Genomic DNA, 16,093 nt, shown 5'->3' with positions numbered 1-16,093 from the left:
ATGACCGCTCCGATCATTCACGGTGGCGCAATCACGGAGGCTGCGGCTCGCTTCGGCGGCGCGCCCGGCGACTGGCTCGACCTTTCGACCGGCATCAACCCGTGCCCGGCTGCGCTTCCCGAGATCGAAGCGCGCGTCTGGCAACGGCTGCCGGACCGGCATATCGAGGATGCGGCGCGCGCGGCGGCAAGCCGCTACTACCTAGCAGGTGGCGTGTTGCCACTGCCGGTACCCGGCACGCAGGCGGTCATTCAACTGCTGCCCCACCTTGCGGATGTGGGGAAACGTGCCGCCATATTCGCGCCGACTTATGGCGAATATGCTCGTGTGCTGACGGCGGCCGGCTTCGCCCTGGATTTCATCGAGGGCGCCGAAGATCTTGCCGACCGGTACGGCCTCGCCGTGATCGTCAATCCCAACAATCCGACCGGGAGGCTTTTCCCGCCGCAGGCGATTCTCGCCATGGCGGAAGCAATGAGGGCCCATGGCGGCCTTGTCGTCGTCGACGAAGCCTTCGGCGATCTCGAGCCGGAGGCGAGCGTTGCACCGCATGTGGGCGCCCACGACAACCTCGTCGTTTTTCGCTCCTTCGGCAAGTTCTTCGGCCTGGCCGGCCTGCGGCTGGGCTTCGTCGTCGCAGCCGAAGTGATCCTGGAGGTTCTCCGGGAGCGCCTTGGCCCCTGGGCGGTTTCCGGCCCGGCACTCGCCGTTTCCGCGAAACTGATGGAGAGCGATACGAGCCAGATCAAGGGCCGTATCCTTGAACGCAGGGCCGCGCTCGATGCGGTTCTGCGAAAGGCGGGGCTCCAAGTCGCCGGCGGCACGGGGCTCTTCGCGCTCGTCGAGCATGAGCGGGCAAACGATCTGCATGCGGCGCTTTGCGAAGCGCACATCCTGACGCGCAAGTTCGATTACAACCCGCGCTGGCTACGCATCGGCCTCTCGGCGGATGTAAACGGCGATCGTCGCCTTGCGGAAGCCTTGAACAGGGCAGGAGTCTAAGTGTCGGCCGAAATTTTCTTCATCCTCGTGGCCGCCCTTTTGATCGACCGTCTCGTCGGCGACCCGGATTGGCTCTGGTCGCGCCTGACGCATCCGGTGGTGTTTTTCGGAAAGGCGATCGGCTTCTTCGACGGGGCGCTTAACCGCGGTAAGGTCAGCGACGGCTGGCGGAAGATGCGGGGGCTCGCAGCCATCCTGATCCTGATCGCGGTCAGCATGGCCGTCGGAGTGGTGCTCAACCGGCTGTTCGACGTTCTCGGTTCCCTCGGTTTTGTCCTCGAGGCGATCACTGTTGCGGTGTTCCTTGCGCAGAAGAGCCTCGCCGAACACGTGATCCTGGTTGCCGCCAGCCTGCGCCGCGATGGGCTTCCCGGCGGTCGCGAAGCGGTGTCCATGATCGTCGGCCGCGATCCGAAGACGCTCGACGAGCCCGCCGTCTGCCGCGCGGCGATCGAAAGCCTTGCCGAGAACTTTTCCGACGGGGTCGTTGCGCCGGCCTTCTGGTATGCGCTCGGCGGGCTTCCCGGATTGCTCGCCTACAAGATGCTGAACACGGCCGATTCGATGATCGGCCACAAGAGCCCGAAATATCTCCATTTCGGTTGGGCTTCGGCCCGGCTGGACGATATCGCCAACTTGCCGGCTGCTCGGCTTTCCGTCTTCCTCATTGCCGCGGGCGCCTATTTCAAGCGGGGCGTCGAAGAGGCGCGGGCCGCAATTGACGTGGCGCGACGCGACCATCACTTCCATCGCTCGCCCAATTCCGGCTGGCCCGAGGCTGCGATGGCAGGGGCGCTCGATCTTCAGCTTGCAGGGCCCAGGGTCTATGGCGGCGTGGCGGTGGACGAGCCGATGATCCATGGTTCAGGCCGCGCGGTCGCAACCGTCGACGATATAGATGCCGCCGTCTCCGTTTTCTACGCCGCCTGTTCGGTGATGACCCTTGCCTTTGCCGCTCTGGCGCTGGTGTTCCTGGTTCTGTAGAAACGCCGAGAGAGGACGTCTCATTGGTGGATCGGCCGATCCGCATGGGCCGACGGCATTCGGGTCGCTGTTCAGCAACACCGTTTTCAAATCACGGTCGCAAAAAGCCGTGGGGCATTGGCTTTTGCGGTGCATTTTTCTATAGGGTTCGCCAAGACTCGATTTTTAAGAGGTATGCGCGTGACAGCTACATTCGACAAGGTTGCCGATATTATTGCGGAAACGAGCGAGATCGACCGCGAAACGATCAAGCCGGAAAGCCACACGATCGACGATCTCGGCATCGACAGTCTGGATTTCCTCGACATCGTCTTTGCGATCGACAAGGAATTCGGCATCAAGATTCCGCTGGAACAGTGGACCCAGGAAGTCAACGAGGGCAAGGTCTCGACCGAGGAATACTTCGTGCTGAAGAACCTCTGCGCTAAGATCGACGAATTGCGGGCTGCCAAAGCGGGATGAGGAAAAGTGTGAAGCGGTTTTCCACCTTTAATCCCGCTTCATCCATCTAGAGCTCGAGCGATCCTTCGATGCCGCCTGTCGCGCCCCGCGCTTGACAGGCGGCATCGGCATTTTTACTTGAGCGCGTAACGAACGGGATGAGCCTTCATGCTCCTTGAATATTTCCAGATGATCGACCGGATCGAGACCGTGGATCTGGCTGCCGGGCGGCTTGTGGCGCGCTCGGTCGTGCCGGAGAAGAGTCCGGTGTTCGAGGGGCATTTCCCCGGCTATCCGTTGGTCCCGGGCGTGCTGCTTATCGAAACGATGGCGCAGGCTTCCGGCTTTCTGGTGCTGGCCGCCACGAATTTCGCCGCAATGCCGTTCCTGATGTCGGTCGACGGTGCGAAGATGCGCAGCTTCGTCGAGCCGTCCGCCGAGCTTGAAATCGAGGCTCTGCTTGAACATGAGGGATCCGGCTTCGCCGTGACGAAGGCCAAGATTTCGTCGGGCGGCAAGAAGATATGCGATGCGCAGTTGAAGCTGAGGACGATTCCGTTCGATCAGGTGCCGCTCGGAGACATTGTCCGCAAACGTGCGGAAGAACTGGGACTGATGGCCGTGACGGCCGGTTCGGAGAAGTGAAGATGACGAAATCCGCTAACGATGTGGTGATCACCGGGGTCGGCATCGTGACGAGCCAGGGCGTCGGTGCCGAGCCGCATGTGGCGCTGCTCCGGGCGGCCGAACCGCCCAAGGTGCGGATCGAAACGGAGCGCTTCGCTCCCTATCCGGTCCACCCGCTGCCGGAAATCGACTGGTCGCAACAGATCCCGAAGCGCGGCGACCAGCGGCAGATGGAGAACTGGCAGCGCCTTGGCGTTTTCGCCGCCGGTCTAGCGCTCGATGACGCCGGTCTCAAAGACAATCTCGAAGCCTGCGGCAGCATGGATATGATCGTCGCGGCCGGAGGCGGCGAGCGCGACATCAATGTCGACTCGCTGATCGTCGACGAGGCCCTGAAGCGCAATGATCGCGAACGGCTTTTGAATGAAAAGCTGACGACGGAACTGCGCCCGACGCTCTTCCTGGCGCAGCTTTCCAACCTGCTCGCCGGCAACATTTCCATCGTCCACAAGGTGACCGGCTCGTCGCGCACATTCATGGGTGAGGAGGCGGCAGGCATCTCCGCGATCGAAACGGCCTTCGCCCGCATCCAGGCCGGGCAGTCGACGCATACCTTGGTCGGCGGCGCCTTTTCGGCCGAGCGTCTCGATATCGTCCTCCTGATCGAAGCGATCCAGGGGCATGCGCTCGGCGAATGGCACCCGATCTGGTCGCGCAGGCCCGAGAACGGCGGCGGCATGATTCTCGGCTCCGTAGGGGCCTTCCTCGTTCTTGAATCGCGCGAATATGCAGAAGCCAGGGGCGCGAGGATCTATGCCACGATCGGGACCATCGGCGGTGATCGCGGCGGCCGCGAGGACGGCCGGCTAGAGGCACGCCTCAGGGGCCTGGCGAAACCGGCGAGAGAGCTCGATCCGCAGTCGACCGTCATTTTTTCGGGCGCCAGCGGGTTCCATGATCTGACTCAACGCGAGAAGACATTCCTAGAGACCGAGTTCGCCGGGCGACCGGTGCGCGCGTATGGCGGTCTTGTCGGCCACGGCATCGAGGCGCAGTTCCCCGTCGGCATGGCCCTTGCCGCTCTTTCGCTCGGAAACGCGGCAAAGGTTCCGCCTTTCGATCCCGATGCCGAGGCGCCCATGGGGGCGCCGGCCAAGGCGGCGATCGTCACAACCATCGGGCATGCCCGCGGCGAAGGCATCGCCGTGCTTGCCGCGGAATAAAGGAGCTCCGGCATGAGCAAGGCTTATAAGGATCACCTCGGCCGTCCGATCGTCGCCGTCACAGGCATGGGCGTCATCACCTCGCTTGGCCAGGGGCTCGAAGACAATTGGGCAGCGCTCTCGGGCGGCGTTTCGGGCATTCACAAGATCAGCCGCTTCCCGACCGACAGCCTTTCCACGCGGATCAGCGGTACCGTCGACTTCATCGAGCTGCCGGCAGAGAACGCGGTCGAGCGCTCCTATGCGATGGCGCGCGAGACGACGCTGGAAGCGCTGGCACAGGCCGGCATTTCCGGCGATTTCAACGGCCCGCTTTTCTTGGCGGCGCCGCCGATCGAACCGGAATGGAGCGCCCGCTTCGAGCTCGCCGACCGCTCGCCGCCGTCCGAGCGGCCGGGCGACGCCTATAATCGCTTCCTCGCCGCCATGCGCGAGAAGGCGGACCCCGTCTTCCATGAGGCCGTGCTCTTCGGCTCGATCTCCGAGCGCCTTGCCGACCGCTTCGGCACGCGCGGGCTGCCGGTCACGCTCTCGACGGCCTGTGCTTCCGGCGCCACTGCAATCCAGCTCGGTGTCGAGGCAATCCGCCAGGGCCGCACCGACCGGGCGCTGACGGTCGCAACCGACGGTTCGGTCAGCGCCGAAGCCCTGATCCGCTTCTCTCTGCTCTCGGCACTTTCGACCCAGAACGATCCGCCCGAAAAGGCGTCCAAGCCCTTCACCAAGGAGCGCGACGGCTTCGTGATCGCGGAAGGGGCGGCGACGCTGGTGCTCGAGTCGCTCGATGCGGCGCTCGCCCGCGGCGCTCGCGTCTACGGCATCCTCAAGGGCTGCGGCGAAAAGGCCGACCTTTTCCATCGCACGCGTTCGTCGCCCGATGGTGGGCCGGCGATCGCGACCATCCGCGCGGCACTCGCGGACGCCGGCATCGATGAGGGCGGTATCGGCTACATCAACGCTCACGGCACCTCGACGCCGGAAAACGACAAGATGGAATACCTGTCGATGTCGGCCGTCTTCGGCGAGCGGCTGCCGTCGATTCCGGTTTCCTCCAACAAATCGATGATCGGCCATACGCTGACGGCCGCCGGAGCGGTCGAGGCGGTTTTCTCGATCCAGACGATGCTTACCGGCACGCTGCCGCCGACCATCAACTACCAGAACCCGGACCCGGCCATCGTTCTCGACGTCGTGCCGAACGTGAAGCGCGACCAGCAGGTCACTGCGGTGCTGTCGAACTCCTTCGGCTTCGGTGGCCAGAACGCCAGCCTCGTCATGACCGCCGAGCCGGCCTGAGACGCGCAAACGCTCGAAAATACAAAAAAGGAAAGACCATGCGTGCCCTGCAACTGCTCGATGACCGCAAGCTCGAAACCACCGACATTCCTGAGCCGGAAGCGCCGGGCCCGGGTGAGGTGACGCTTCGGGTCAAGGCTGTTGCGCTCAACCACATCGACGTCTGGGGCTGGCGCGGCATGGCCTTTGCCAAGCGCAAGATGCCGCTCGTCATCGGCGCGGAGGCATCCGGCGTCGTCGAGAGCATCGGCCCCGGCGTCGCCAATGTTCTGCCGGGCCAACTCGTGTCGATCTACGGTGCGCGCACCTGCGGTCTCTGCCGCCCATGCAAGGAGGGGCGCGATAACCTCTGCGAACATGTGAGCGGCGTGCACGGCTTCCATCTGGATGGTTTCGCGCAGGAGAAGGTCAACCTGCCGGCGCGCCTGCTCGTTCCCGCACCTCCGGGCGTCGATGCGGTCGGTGCAGCGCTTGCTCCCGTCACCTTCGGCACGGTCGAGCACATGCTCTTTGACAATGCCAAGCTCGAACCCGGCGAGACGATCCTCGTCCACGCCGGCGGCTCCGGTATCGGCACAGCGGCGATCCAGCTTGCCAAGAAGATCGGCTGCACCGTCATCACCACCGTCGGCTCGGACGATAAAATCGAAAGGGCGAAGGCGCTCGGCGCCGATCACGTCATCAACTACCGCACCGATCGTTTCGAAGGCGTCGTACGCAAACTGACGAAGAAGAAGGGCGTCGATGTTGTTTTCGAACACGTCGGCAAGGACACCTGGGCCGGCTCGATGCTGTCGATGAAGCGGGGCGGACGTCTCGTCACCTGCGGCTCGACCTCCGGCGTTTCGACGGAAATGAACCTGATGATGCTCTTCCAGCAGCAACTGAAGCTGCTCGGCTCCTTCGGCTGCCGCATGGAGAACATGGCCAGCGCGATGCAGAAGATGGCACGCGGCCTTGTTCATCCGGTGATCGACACAGAGGTCGGACTCTCCGATATCGACCGCGCCCTGGAGCGGATGGAATCGCGTCAGGTCTTCGGCAAGATCATCCTCAGAATGGATTGATCTTCCAATGCGTATGCTGATCACACGGCTGGTGCTGGCGGCCGATCGCTTCAGGCAGTGGGTGATTGCACAATTCGTTATTCTGCTTCTCACAGTGCTAAAGCTGTTTCCGGCGGACCGGGCGATCAATTTCATGGATCGCGTCGCCCGCTGGGTCGGCCCGAAGACACGTCGCCACACGTTGACGCTCATCAACCTGCGCAATGCGTTCCCGGAAAAGAGCGAGGCGGAAATCCGGGAGATCGCGCTTGAAAGCTGGGGCAATATGGGGCGGCTCGCGGCCGAGTATGTCTTTCTCGACCGTCTCTTCGATTTCGATCCCGAGCGCAAGGAGCCGGGCAGGGTGGAGGTCTCCGGCATTCCGCTCTTTCTGGAACTGCGCGACAATCCGCGGCCCTTCATCGTCTTCACGGCCCATAGCGGCAATTTCGAAATGCTGCCGGTCGCGGGCTCGGCTTTCGGCCTGAACGTGACCGTGCTGTTCCGGCCGCCGAACAATCCGTATCTCGCCGAGAAGGTCTTCGAGTTTCGCAAGGCGCGCATGGGCAATCTCGTGCCATCGCATGCGGGCTCCTCCTTCGCACTCGCCCGCCAGCTCGAGCACGGCGGGGGCGTTGGCGTGCTCGTCGACCAGAAATTCCGCAAGGGGCTGAAGACGAAGTTCTTCGGTCGGGATGTGCAGACAAACCCGCTGCTTGCCAAGCTCGTCCGCCAGTTCAATTGCGAGGTCTATCCGGCGCGCTGCATCCGCCTGCCCGGCGGGCGCTTTCGGCTGGAACTGGAGCCGGCGGTTGAAATTCCGCGCCGGGCCGACGGCAGCGTCGACGTCAACGCTACGGCTCAGATGCTGAACGACAAGGTCGAAAGCTGGGTGCGCGAATATCCGGGCCAATGGCTCTGGTACCACGACCGCTGGAACATCAAGCGCAGCCTTTAACCGCCCCTTGTTTTGTGCATGTCGTTACCCCAGACCGCCGCACACTTTCGGGCGGCATGCATTGCAACGGCGATCTTCAACTTGAAGAGGTGCGGCGTCTTTTGCGTTCCTTCTGAATCGAAGGCGCGTTTCGGTGGTCCGAGCATTCGCACGACGCTTTGGCGGCGCGTATCCGCTGAGTTTTTCAAGCCCTTCCGCCGTTGCCACCCGATGTCGTGACTTCCGTAAACGTTTGAAGTCGGTCGCGCCGGCTTTCTCCTGTTGAACGGTGCTCTAATGGGTGTAAACTCATCGTTGTGCTCGGAGGGACGGCTGCAAGCGCTTTGGGTGAGGGGCGCGATGCGGTTTTGAGCGTGTTTTAAAGGGAGATTTTATCAAAAAAGGGATTGTTGCTGCGGCGCACTGTTTGTCTTGGAATGCATTGGCGCGGCCCGGCCGCGGGGAATGAGGCTTTTCGAATTGTACGAATTGATTGAGTTGTTCTGGCTCAAGTATTCACAGTTGCAATACGCCGTGAGCGTGGCGGACGAACATCTGATCGGTATTCTCGATCGTGAACTCGAGCCGATATTGAAGGCCGTTTACGACGAAAGGGCCGCGAGTGTCGAAGATGCCCGGCTCCAGTTTCAGTTTCTCATCGACATCTTGCGCATGGAGGCCGACGACGTCGCCTGCGTCCTGCGTCATTCGCAATTGCTTCAATCGTTGATCGATCGCTATTTCGCCGCGACGCGTTCGACGGATCTCGCCGGGCTGGACCTAGAACGCGCGCCGAAATTCCCGAGCAAGGGGCGTGCCGACGAAGGCCTGCTCAACGAGGCGATCCTCGACTGCTTTCCCGACAGGATCGCGGTCATCACACCGGACTACCGTTATCTCTACACGAATCCGGTAAATGCGAGTTATCTCGACAGCCGGCCGATGGATCTCATAGGGCGGCACATCGTCGAATTCATCGGCCTCCAGCGTTTCGAGCAATGGGTGAAAGCCTATCTCGACCGCTGTTTTGCTGGTGAAGTGGTCGATTACACCTTCGCCAAGACGGTCGACTCCCGCACCACGGTGGTACGCTGTCGCATGACGCCGTGCAAATCGAGCACCGGCAAGCTCATCGGCGCGATCCTCGTCATCCAGGAAAATGCCGACAGACGCAAGGCTATCGCGGCCTGATCGTCGCGGGCACCAAGGGGCGGCGAATGAAGGTCTGAGACGATCGGCCCCGGCGAACGGAGCGGTGAAGGAAAACCGCTCACACTTTTCCTCAACCGCTCAAGCCGTGCGCCCGTCACCGGGCGCACGGCTTTTCTGTGCGGAACTCCGCCGGAAATGTTAGACTCACGCGGGCGGCAACGGCACGTGCTTTCGAAGCGCGAATTTGTGACAACGGGTGATGCTCGACAGGAGGATACGAGATGTCACAGGAATGGCCAATGTACATTCTGCAGTGCATCGTCGTCTTCGGTCTTGTCGGCGCACTGTTCATCCGCTTCGGCGACTAGGGCGTCGTCCGATTCGGGATGCGAGGATCGCACGCGCTTCAAAGACGGCACGCGTCTACCCTGAGGACCAGACCGCCAGCTCGTAGCCGTCCGGATCGGCAAAGTGGAAGCGCCGGCCGCCGGGGAAGGTGAAGATCGGCTTGAGGATCTTGCCGCCGGCCGCCTCGACGCGGCCTTGGGCGCCCTCCAGGTCATCGGCATAGATGATGACGAGCGGTCCGCCGCTGCGGACCGGGCCGAACGTTGTGAAGCCACCGGTCAGCCGGCCATCGGCGAATTCGCAATATTCCGGGCCGTAATCGGTGAAGGTCCAGCCGAAGGCGTTGCCGTAAAAGGCTTTGCTCGCGGCGATGTCCGTCACGTTGAATTCGATATAGTCGATGCGGCGGTCGTTACCTTTGTTTGCCATGGTCTTTCCCGTCGTTTGATGTGTCGTTTGCGGATTCCAGGATCGATTTAAGGGAGACAAGATCCTTTTCCACCTAGGCGGCATCGGCGGCGAATTGCTCGTCGCTCATGCTTGGCTGCTTGAGCAGCGCGAACATCACCTCCGCGCCGTCGCCATTGGCGCCGAACTCATTGTCGGGAGCGAAGCGGACGCGAGCATTGCCGAGCGGCATCGCGCGATCCACTCGTCGCCATCGCGGACGAGACCCGACGAGAGGCCGGATGCCCAAAGAGGCATCTTCTCATGATCGGCCATGAAGGCATAGACCTCGCGCCACGACGGGGACCGCGGGCTAGCGCCAGCGGCCCGCGTCTTTCCCATGCATATCGCGCAAAAGTTTGGTGTTTGCGGGACATGCATCGAATTAATTTAGTCGCGCGACCAGATCTCGCGATCGATCCTTCCCTGCAGCTCCGGATAGTCTGCGGCGTGGAAAGCGGGAACGACACTTCTCGGCGGCCCCGGGCTTGCGACCGTCCTCTGGGCGCTGAAGGGCGGTCAGTACGAGGACTTCGAAAGCGCATCGTGGCGTGTGCTCGATGGCTGTAATGACGAGCCGGAAAAGGATTGAATTTGCCAGGAGTGGCTTGTCGTAAATCGATTTGAGTGCCAAAACAGCCTCCGCGCCGCGTGTCCCGACTGGCCTCTTCCTTCGAGGCTGACAGACACGCGCAGATCAATTCGAGGGGCCGGCACGAAACGCTCCATCGCGACCCCGTGTCCGCCCCTCCTGTCCAATGGAGGCAATCACGTGTCACAGGCGGAAATCGGCCTAATCGGCCTCGGCGTCATGGGGTCGAACCTCGCGCTCAACATCGCTGAGAAGGGCAACAAGATTGCCGTTTTCAACCGGACGGTCGATGCAACGCGGAAGTTCTATGCGGAGGCCGGAGCGCTCAAGGACCAGATCGTTCCGTGCGAGACGATCGAGGATTTCGTCGCCGCGATCCGCCCGCCGCGTCCGATCATCATCATGATCAAGGCCGGCGATCCGGTCGATCAGCAGATGGAGGCACTGAAGCCCCATCTCGCCAAGGGTGACATCATGATCGATGCCGGCAACGCCAATTTCCGCGACACGATGCGCCGCTTCGATGCGCTGAAGGATAGTGGCCTCACCTTCATCGGCATGGGCGTTTCCGGCGGCGAGGAGGGCGCGCGCCACGGGCCGTCGATCATGGTCGGCGGCACCGAGGAGTCCTACGCCCGAGTCGAGAAGGTGCTGACCTCGATCGCAGCGAAATATGAGAGCGATCCTTGCGTCGCCTGGCTCGGCGAGAACGGCGCCGGCCACTTCGTCAAGACGATCCACAACGGCATCGAATACGCCGACATGCAGATGATCGCCGAGATCTACGGCATCCTGCGCGACGGGCTGAAGATGACGGCGCAAGAGATCGGCGAGGTCTTCGGTGCCTGGAACAAGGGCCGGCTCAATTCCTACCTGATCGAGATCACGGAGAAGGTGCTGAGGGCGGCCGACCCGCTGACCGGCAGGCCGATCGTCGACCTGATCCTCGACAAGGCCGGCCAGAAGGGCACTGGCAAGTGGTCGGTGATCGAGGCGCAGAACATGGGTGTGCCGGCGACCGCCATCGAAGCGGCGGTTGCCGCCCGCAGCATCTCCTCGATGAAGGAGGAGCGCGAGGCGGCGGAAAAGATCCTCGGACTGCCATCCGTCGGTGAATTCAAGGTGGAGGACAAAGGCGCCTTCATCAAGGATCTTGAAAACGCGCTGCTCGACGCCAAGATCGGTGCCTATGCGCAAGGCTTCGCGGTGATGGCTGCCGCCTCGAAGGAGTTCAACTGGAGCCTGCCGATGCCGACGATCGCCAAGATCTGGCGCGCCGGCTGCATCATCCGCTCGCAGTTCCTCGACGAGATCACCACCGCCTTCACCAAGGCGCCGGACGCGGCGAACCTGATTGTGACACCTGCCTTCGCGGCGATGGTCAAGGAGACCGACGGGGCGCTGCGTCGCGTCGTCTCGGCAGCCGTGCTCGGCGGCCTGCCGGTGCCGGCGCTCGCCTCGGCGCTCGGCTATTTCGACAGCTACCGCCGCGGCCGCGGCACCGCGAATGTCATTCAGGCTCAGCGCGACTTCTTCGGCGCTCACGGCTTCGACCGCGTCGACGGCGCCGATAGCCACCACGGGCCGTGGGGCAGTGGGCTGAACGCGTAGGATCAGTTTAGTTGGTTTCTACCAAAGGAAGGGTGGCGCTGGTCGCCCTTTCACGACAAGCTCATGGCATCTCAACCAGGGAGCAATTGGGAAGGCAGCATGAAATTCAGGGTGATCGAAGGGGGCAAAGCGATCGAAACCACGCCCGTTACCGGGCCAGCAAGCATCCGCGACGAGGCGGAGCGGCGCATAAGGGCGTCCGGCTACGACCAATGGCGAGTACGCAGCCTTGCCACCGGCGCGCCGATCCCCAATTCAATCCGTTATCTGAAGATGCAGATCGACTTGGTTGCCGAGAAGCTGGGGCAGCTCAATCCCATTCCGCACGATTTCACCGACGACAAGTACTGGCCGGCCGTAGGCATTTGAGGAGGGCGGCTGCCCTCGTCAGGCTATCTGACCGGCCTCGCCATCGGCGGCTGAAATTCCGGCTGGCTGAGGCTCTGCAACGTTTCGGGCGGCCGGCCTTCGATGTGGCCGATTACCGCCTTGGCGAGCTCGCGGCCGGCAACGCGGATGTCTTCGTACATGGTCATGACCTCCGGGCGTAGCCAGCGCAGGAAGTCGCTCGGCACCTTGGAGACCATGTCGGCGTGCTCGCCGACCCTCTTGCCGGCCGCCTCGACACCGGCGATCAGGGCGATCGCCCCCGAGCCGCTGCCGGAGACGATGCCATCCGGAGCGTCGGAGGATTGCATCAGCTTCTCGAACGCATCACGGATGGCGACGAGGCTGTGGTCGATGTTGACCTGATGGAAACTGACGGATTCCGCGCCAAAGTCTCGCAAGCCCCGCTCGAAGCCGGTGCGCATATGCGAATGGAAGGTGAGATTGGGCGGCGGTTCCAGCAGCACCAGGCGCCGCCGGCCGCGTTCGACGAGCCTGCGCACCGCCTCGTAGGCGAAGCGCTCGTTGTCGAAGTCGTGAAAAGGGTGGACGATGCCCATCTCGGTGCGCCCGTGGGTGGCGAAGGGCAGGCGACGTTCGGTGAGCAGCGTCACGCGCGGGTCGTGCGGCTCGGTGCGCGAGATGATCACGCCGTCCGCCGCGCCCGTATCCAGGATGTAGCGGATGGGGCCGAGTGGGTCCTTGGCCGAGCTATAGGGCGTGACCACCAGGTGGTATTGCGTGCCGGCGAGGATCTCGGTGATGCCGATGACCATGGGGCTGGTGATGCCCATGATCTCTTCCTCCAGCGTCAGCACGAGGCTGATGACATTGGTCTTGCCCGTCCGCAGGCGCACGCCCGCCCGGTTCGGCTGATAGCCGATCTGTTTTGCCACCAGGCGCACGCGCTCCTTGGTCTCCGCGCCGATATCGGGGGCGTCCTTCAACGCGCGCGATACCGTGGTGATGCCGAGCCCGGTCATGAAGGCGATCGTCTTCAGCGTCGGCCTGCCGCCTTCCGCCGGCGCCGCTTTGTTCTTTGTTCTGCCTTCCATGCCCGTCACTTAAGCCCGCTTCCTCAAGGGGTTCTCTAGGGGGAGCGCTTTCGACACGCAACCCCGCCCCCCTACCATTCCGCGACGCCATCTTCACAGATCCACACTCCAAGTTACCGCAGGGGTTTGTGGAGGTGACGTCATATCGGAGCAAATCTGTAACGATACAGTAGCGATGTCGAGCTTTTTTGTTGCTGCAGTGCAACGCGCATAACCGTAGGGTTGAATCTCGCATTTGCAAAATTCCGGCACTGCGCCTGCGAAGCGCAAGTCGTTGTACTTCCACCACTGAGTTGAAAAAGTTCTGAAATTACGAGTGTTTATATGTCAATTCTTGCAGGCTTCCGGTGCTTTCGGATGCCCGGCTCGGGCACTCTCGACCGAAGCGGAATACACGCAAAAGTCGCAAATGAATATTTGTTCTGAATTGGCCGTTGCAGGTGTTGCGTCTCGAAATCGATTGAACTAAGTTTTTACGGTAACGTTACAGTGAGGGAGGAGACTCATGAAATTACGTTCTCTGGCCGGCGCTCTGGCAGCAACCGTCGCCTTGCCGCTCGGTGCAGCCAACGCCACCGATCTGGAGGTCACGCATTGGTGGACCTCGGGTGGTGAGGCCGCGGCGGTCGCCGAGCTTGCCAAGGCATTCGATGCGACCGGCAACAAATGGGTCGACGGCGCGATCGCCGGCTCCGGCGGAACGGCGCGACCGATCATGGTGAGCCGCATTACCGGGGGCGACCCGATGGGCGCCACCCAGTTCAACCATGGCCGTCAGGCGGAAGAGTTGGTGCAGGCGGGGCTGATGCGCGACCTGACCGATGTCGCCACGCGCGAAAACTGGAAGGAGATCGTCAAGCCCTCGAGCCTGCTCGACTCCTGCACCATAGAGGGCAAGATCTACTGCGCGCCCGTCAACATCCATTCCTGGCAGTGGCTGTGGCTCTCGAACGCCGCCTTCAAGCAGGCTGGCGTCCCAGTTCCGAAGAACTGGGACGAATTCGTCGCAGCGGCACCGGCGCTTGAAAAGGCCGGTATCATACCTCTGGCCCTCGGCGGTCAGCCATGGCAGGCATCCGGGGCATTCGATGTCCTGATAGTCGCGATCGCCGGGAAGGACGTGTTCGAGCAGGTCTTTTCCAAAAAGGACGAGGAAGTCGCCGCCGGACCGGAAATAGCGAAGGTCTTCAAGGCTGCCGACGACGCGCGCAAGATGTCGAAGGGCAGCAATGTCCAGGACTGGAATCAGGCGACGAACCTTGTCATAACCGGTAAAGCCGGCGGCCAGATCATGGGCGACTGGGCGCAGGGCGAGTTCCAGCTCGCAGGCCAGAAGGCCGGCGTGGACTACACCTGCCTTCCGGGCCTCGGCGTCAACGAGGTGATCTCGACCGGAGGCGATGCGTTCTACTTCCCGCTGATCGAGGACGAGGAAAAGTCGAAGGCGCAGGAGCAGTTGGCATCGACGCTGCTGAAGCCCGAGACGCAGGTCGCCTTTAACCTGAAAAAGGGCTCGTTGCCGGTGCGTGGTGACGTGGATCTCGCGACCGCCAATGATTGCATGAAGAAGGGGCTCGAGATTCTTGCCAAGGGCAACGTGATCCAGAGCACCGACGAGCTTCTCTCGCAAGACAGCCAGAAGCAGAAGGAAGACCTCTTCTCCGAGTTCTTTGCAAACTCGTCGATAACTCCGGAGGATGCGCAGAAGCGCTTTGCCGAGATCATCGCAGCGGCGGACTGACGTTCTCCGCCTGAAGGCCCCGCGCATTCGCGGGGCCCCATTCGGCACGACGCGCTCGCGCCGGGCACGCGTGTCGATGTCTGATGGCGTCGGCGTGCGAGGAGCGTCCGCCTTCGAGCTGGATTACCAAGGACGGATTAAATGGCTTTTAATCAGAGCGTTCTGAGCGTTCGTTATGAATTCACGTGAACGCGGCGTGGCTGGCAGGGCGATAGCCGGGTGAGGCGGTTGGCGTGGCAGTAGCTTGCTCGCCCATTGACATATTGCAGTTCCGGAGGAGCAAACATGACAGGTCAAACACGCGGCTCGGCTCGGCCGAATCAGTGGTTGCGGAACCTGAATGCGAAGATCGCCTCTATTCCGATGATCCTGACAGCCGTGGTCATTTTCGTCGGCGGCACAGCCTGGACAGTTCTTTATTCCTTCACCAACTCCAAGCTGCTGCCGCGCCTGTCCTTCGTCGGTCTAGACCAATACGAGCGGCTATGGGCGGCACCACGCTGGCTCGTCTCGATCGAGAATCTCGCCATCTACGGCGTCTTGTCGCTGATCTTCAGCCTCGTCATCGGTTTCGTGCTGGCCGCGCTGATGGACCAGAAGATCCGTTTCGAGAATACATTCCGGACGATCATGCTCTATCCTTTCGCCCTGTCGTTCATCGTCACGGGCCTGGTCTGGCAGTGGCTGCTCAATCCGCAATACGGAGCACAGTCGATTGTGCGGTCGCTCGGCTGGACGAGCTTCAACTTCGACCCGCTCTATAATTCCGACATCGTCATCTACGGCATCCTGATCGCCGCACTCTGGCAGGGCACCGGCCTTGTGATGTGCCTGATGCTCGCCGGCCTGCGTGGCATCGACGAGGACATCTGGAAGGCGGCGCGGGTCGACGGCATTCCGATGTGGAAGACCTATGTGCTGATCATCATCCCGATGATGCGCGGCGTCTTCATCACGACGCTCGTGATCATCGCAAGCGGCATCGTCAAGGTTTACGACCTCGTGGTGGCGCAGACGAGCGGCGGCCCCGGCATCGCCTCCGAGGTACCCGCCAAATACGTCTACGACTACATGTTCCAGGCGCAGAACCTGGGGCAGGGCTTTGCCGCCTCCACCATGATGCTCCTGACCGTCGCCATAATCATCGTGCCGTGGGCGTATCTGGAATTCGGGGGAGGGCGCAAGCGTGGATGACATTGCAAAC

15 protein-coding genes and 2 pseudogenes are annotated in these 16,093 nt (G+C 62.2%); 14 read left to right on the top strand and 3 right to left on the bottom strand.

Going from position 1 to position 16,093, the window contains the following annotated elements:
- The 9 genes from cobD to M728_RS08865 all read left to right on the top strand — a co-directional run bounded on the left by cobD (position 1) and on the right by M728_RS08865 (position 8,747).
- Positions 1-1,002, top strand: coding sequence for a threonine-phosphate decarboxylase CobD (cobD, locus tag M728_RS08905; RefSeq protein ID WP_026621758.1), 1,002 nt, complete (start codon positions 1-3; stop codon positions 1,000-1,002).
- Positions 1,003-1,986, top strand: a complete 984-nt coding sequence (gene cbiB, locus M728_RS08900; protein ID WP_026621757.1) for an adenosylcobinamide-phosphate synthase CbiB — start codon at positions 1,003-1,005, stop codon at positions 1,984-1,986. It begins immediately after the preceding gene.
- Between the two features lie 174 nt (positions 1,987-2,160).
- Positions 2,161-2,448, top strand: a complete 288-nt coding sequence (locus M728_RS08895; RefSeq protein WP_010969581.1) for an acyl carrier protein — start codon at positions 2,161-2,163, stop codon at positions 2,446-2,448.
- Between the two features lie 147 nt (positions 2,449-2,595).
- Positions 2,596-3,072 (top strand): 3-hydroxyacyl-ACP dehydratase FabZ family protein, encoded by a 477-nt coding sequence (locus M728_RS08890; RefSeq protein ID WP_026621756.1) that lies wholly within the window; start codon positions 2,596-2,598, stop codon positions 3,070-3,072.
- A gap of 2 nt (positions 3,073-3,074) precedes the next feature.
- A complete protein-coding gene (locus tag M728_RS08885; protein WP_026621755.1) occupies positions 3,075-4,277 on the top strand; it encodes a beta-ketoacyl-ACP synthase in 1,203 nt (400 codons plus the stop codon).
- Between the two features lie 12 nt (positions 4,278-4,289).
- Entirely contained in the window at positions 4,290-5,573 is a 1,284-nt protein-coding gene (locus M728_RS08880; RefSeq protein ID WP_026621754.1) for a beta-ketoacyl-ACP synthase, read from the top strand.
- Positions 5,574-5,611: 38 nt separating this feature from the next.
- The gene (locus M728_RS08875) at positions 5,612-6,640 is read left to right on the top strand and encodes a zinc-binding dehydrogenase (RefSeq protein ID WP_026621753.1); all 1,029 of its coding nucleotides are present in this window, start codon (positions 5,612-5,614) and stop codon (positions 6,638-6,640) included.
- Between the two features lie 13 nt (positions 6,641-6,653).
- The gene (locus M728_RS08870) at positions 6,654-7,577 is read left to right on the top strand and encodes a lipid A biosynthesis lauroyl acyltransferase (RefSeq protein ID WP_026621752.1); all 924 of its coding nucleotides are present in this window, start codon (positions 6,654-6,656) and stop codon (positions 7,575-7,577) included.
- Positions 7,578-8,036: 459 nt separating this feature from the next.
- The gene (locus tag M728_RS08865; protein WP_026621751.1) at positions 8,037-8,747 is read left to right on the top strand and encodes a PAS domain-containing protein; all 711 of its coding nucleotides are present in this window, start codon (positions 8,037-8,039) and stop codon (positions 8,745-8,747) included.
- A gap of 384 nt (positions 8,748-9,131) precedes the next feature.
- Here the strand turns inward: M728_RS08865 and M728_RS08860 are convergent, their stop codons facing one another.
- Complete coding sequence (locus tag M728_RS08860) at positions 9,132-9,485, bottom strand: VOC family protein (RefSeq protein ID WP_026621750.1); 354 nt, start codon at positions 9,483-9,485, stop codon at positions 9,132-9,134.
- Positions 9,469-9,845 (bottom strand): annotated as a pseudogene (locus M728_RS08855) (SRPBCC family protein). The gene M728_RS08860 and the pseudogene M728_RS08855 overlap by 17 nt, the downstream one beginning before the upstream one ends.
- Before the next feature lie 130 nt (positions 9,846-9,975).
- On the opposite strand from M728_RS08855, the pseudogene ccoS reads away from it, so the two are divergent.
- From ccoS to M728_RS08840, 3 genes and pseudogenes are all read left to right on the top strand, one after another.
- Positions 9,976-10,095 (top strand): annotated as a pseudogene (gene ccoS, locus M728_RS08850) (cbb3-type cytochrome oxidase assembly protein CcoS); the annotation flags it as partial.
- A gap of 180 nt (positions 10,096-10,275) precedes the next feature.
- Positions 10,276-11,706: an NADP-dependent phosphogluconate dehydrogenase gene (gene gndA, locus M728_RS08845; RefSeq protein ID WP_026621749.1), complete on the top strand. Its 1,431-nt coding sequence runs from the start codon at positions 10,276-10,278 to the stop codon at positions 11,704-11,706.
- Positions 11,707-11,805: 99 nt separating this feature from the next.
- Positions 11,806-12,075 (top strand): hypothetical protein, encoded by a 270-nt coding sequence (locus M728_RS08840; RefSeq protein ID WP_026613766.1) that lies wholly within the window; start codon positions 11,806-11,808, stop codon positions 12,073-12,075.
- Positions 12,076-12,098: 23 nt separating this feature from the next.
- On the opposite strand, the gene M728_RS08835 is transcribed toward M728_RS08840, so the two are convergent.
- A complete protein-coding gene (locus M728_RS08835) occupies positions 12,099-13,148 on the bottom strand; it encodes a LacI family transcriptional regulator (protein WP_026621748.1) in 1,050 nt (349 codons plus the stop codon).
- A 505-nt stretch (positions 13,149-13,653) separates the two neighbouring features.
- On the opposite strand from M728_RS08835, the gene M728_RS08830 reads away from it, so the two are divergent.
- Positions 13,654-14,889: an ABC transporter substrate-binding protein gene (locus tag M728_RS08830; RefSeq protein WP_026621747.1), complete on the top strand. Its 1,236-nt coding sequence runs from the start codon at positions 13,654-13,656 to the stop codon at positions 14,887-14,889.
- Positions 14,890-15,174: 285 nt separating this feature from the next.
- Positions 15,175-16,083, top strand: a complete 909-nt coding sequence (locus M728_RS08825) for a carbohydrate ABC transporter permease (protein WP_026621746.1) — start codon at positions 15,175-15,177, stop codon at positions 16,081-16,083.
- The last annotated feature ends 10 nt before the right edge of the window (positions 16,084-16,093 follow it).

Source organism: Ensifer sp. WSM1721, assembly GCF_000513895.2.
Taxonomy (GTDB): domain Bacteria; phylum Pseudomonadota; class Alphaproteobacteria; order Rhizobiales; family Rhizobiaceae; genus Sinorhizobium.
This window is presented reverse-complemented; position numbering and strand designations above follow the sequence as displayed.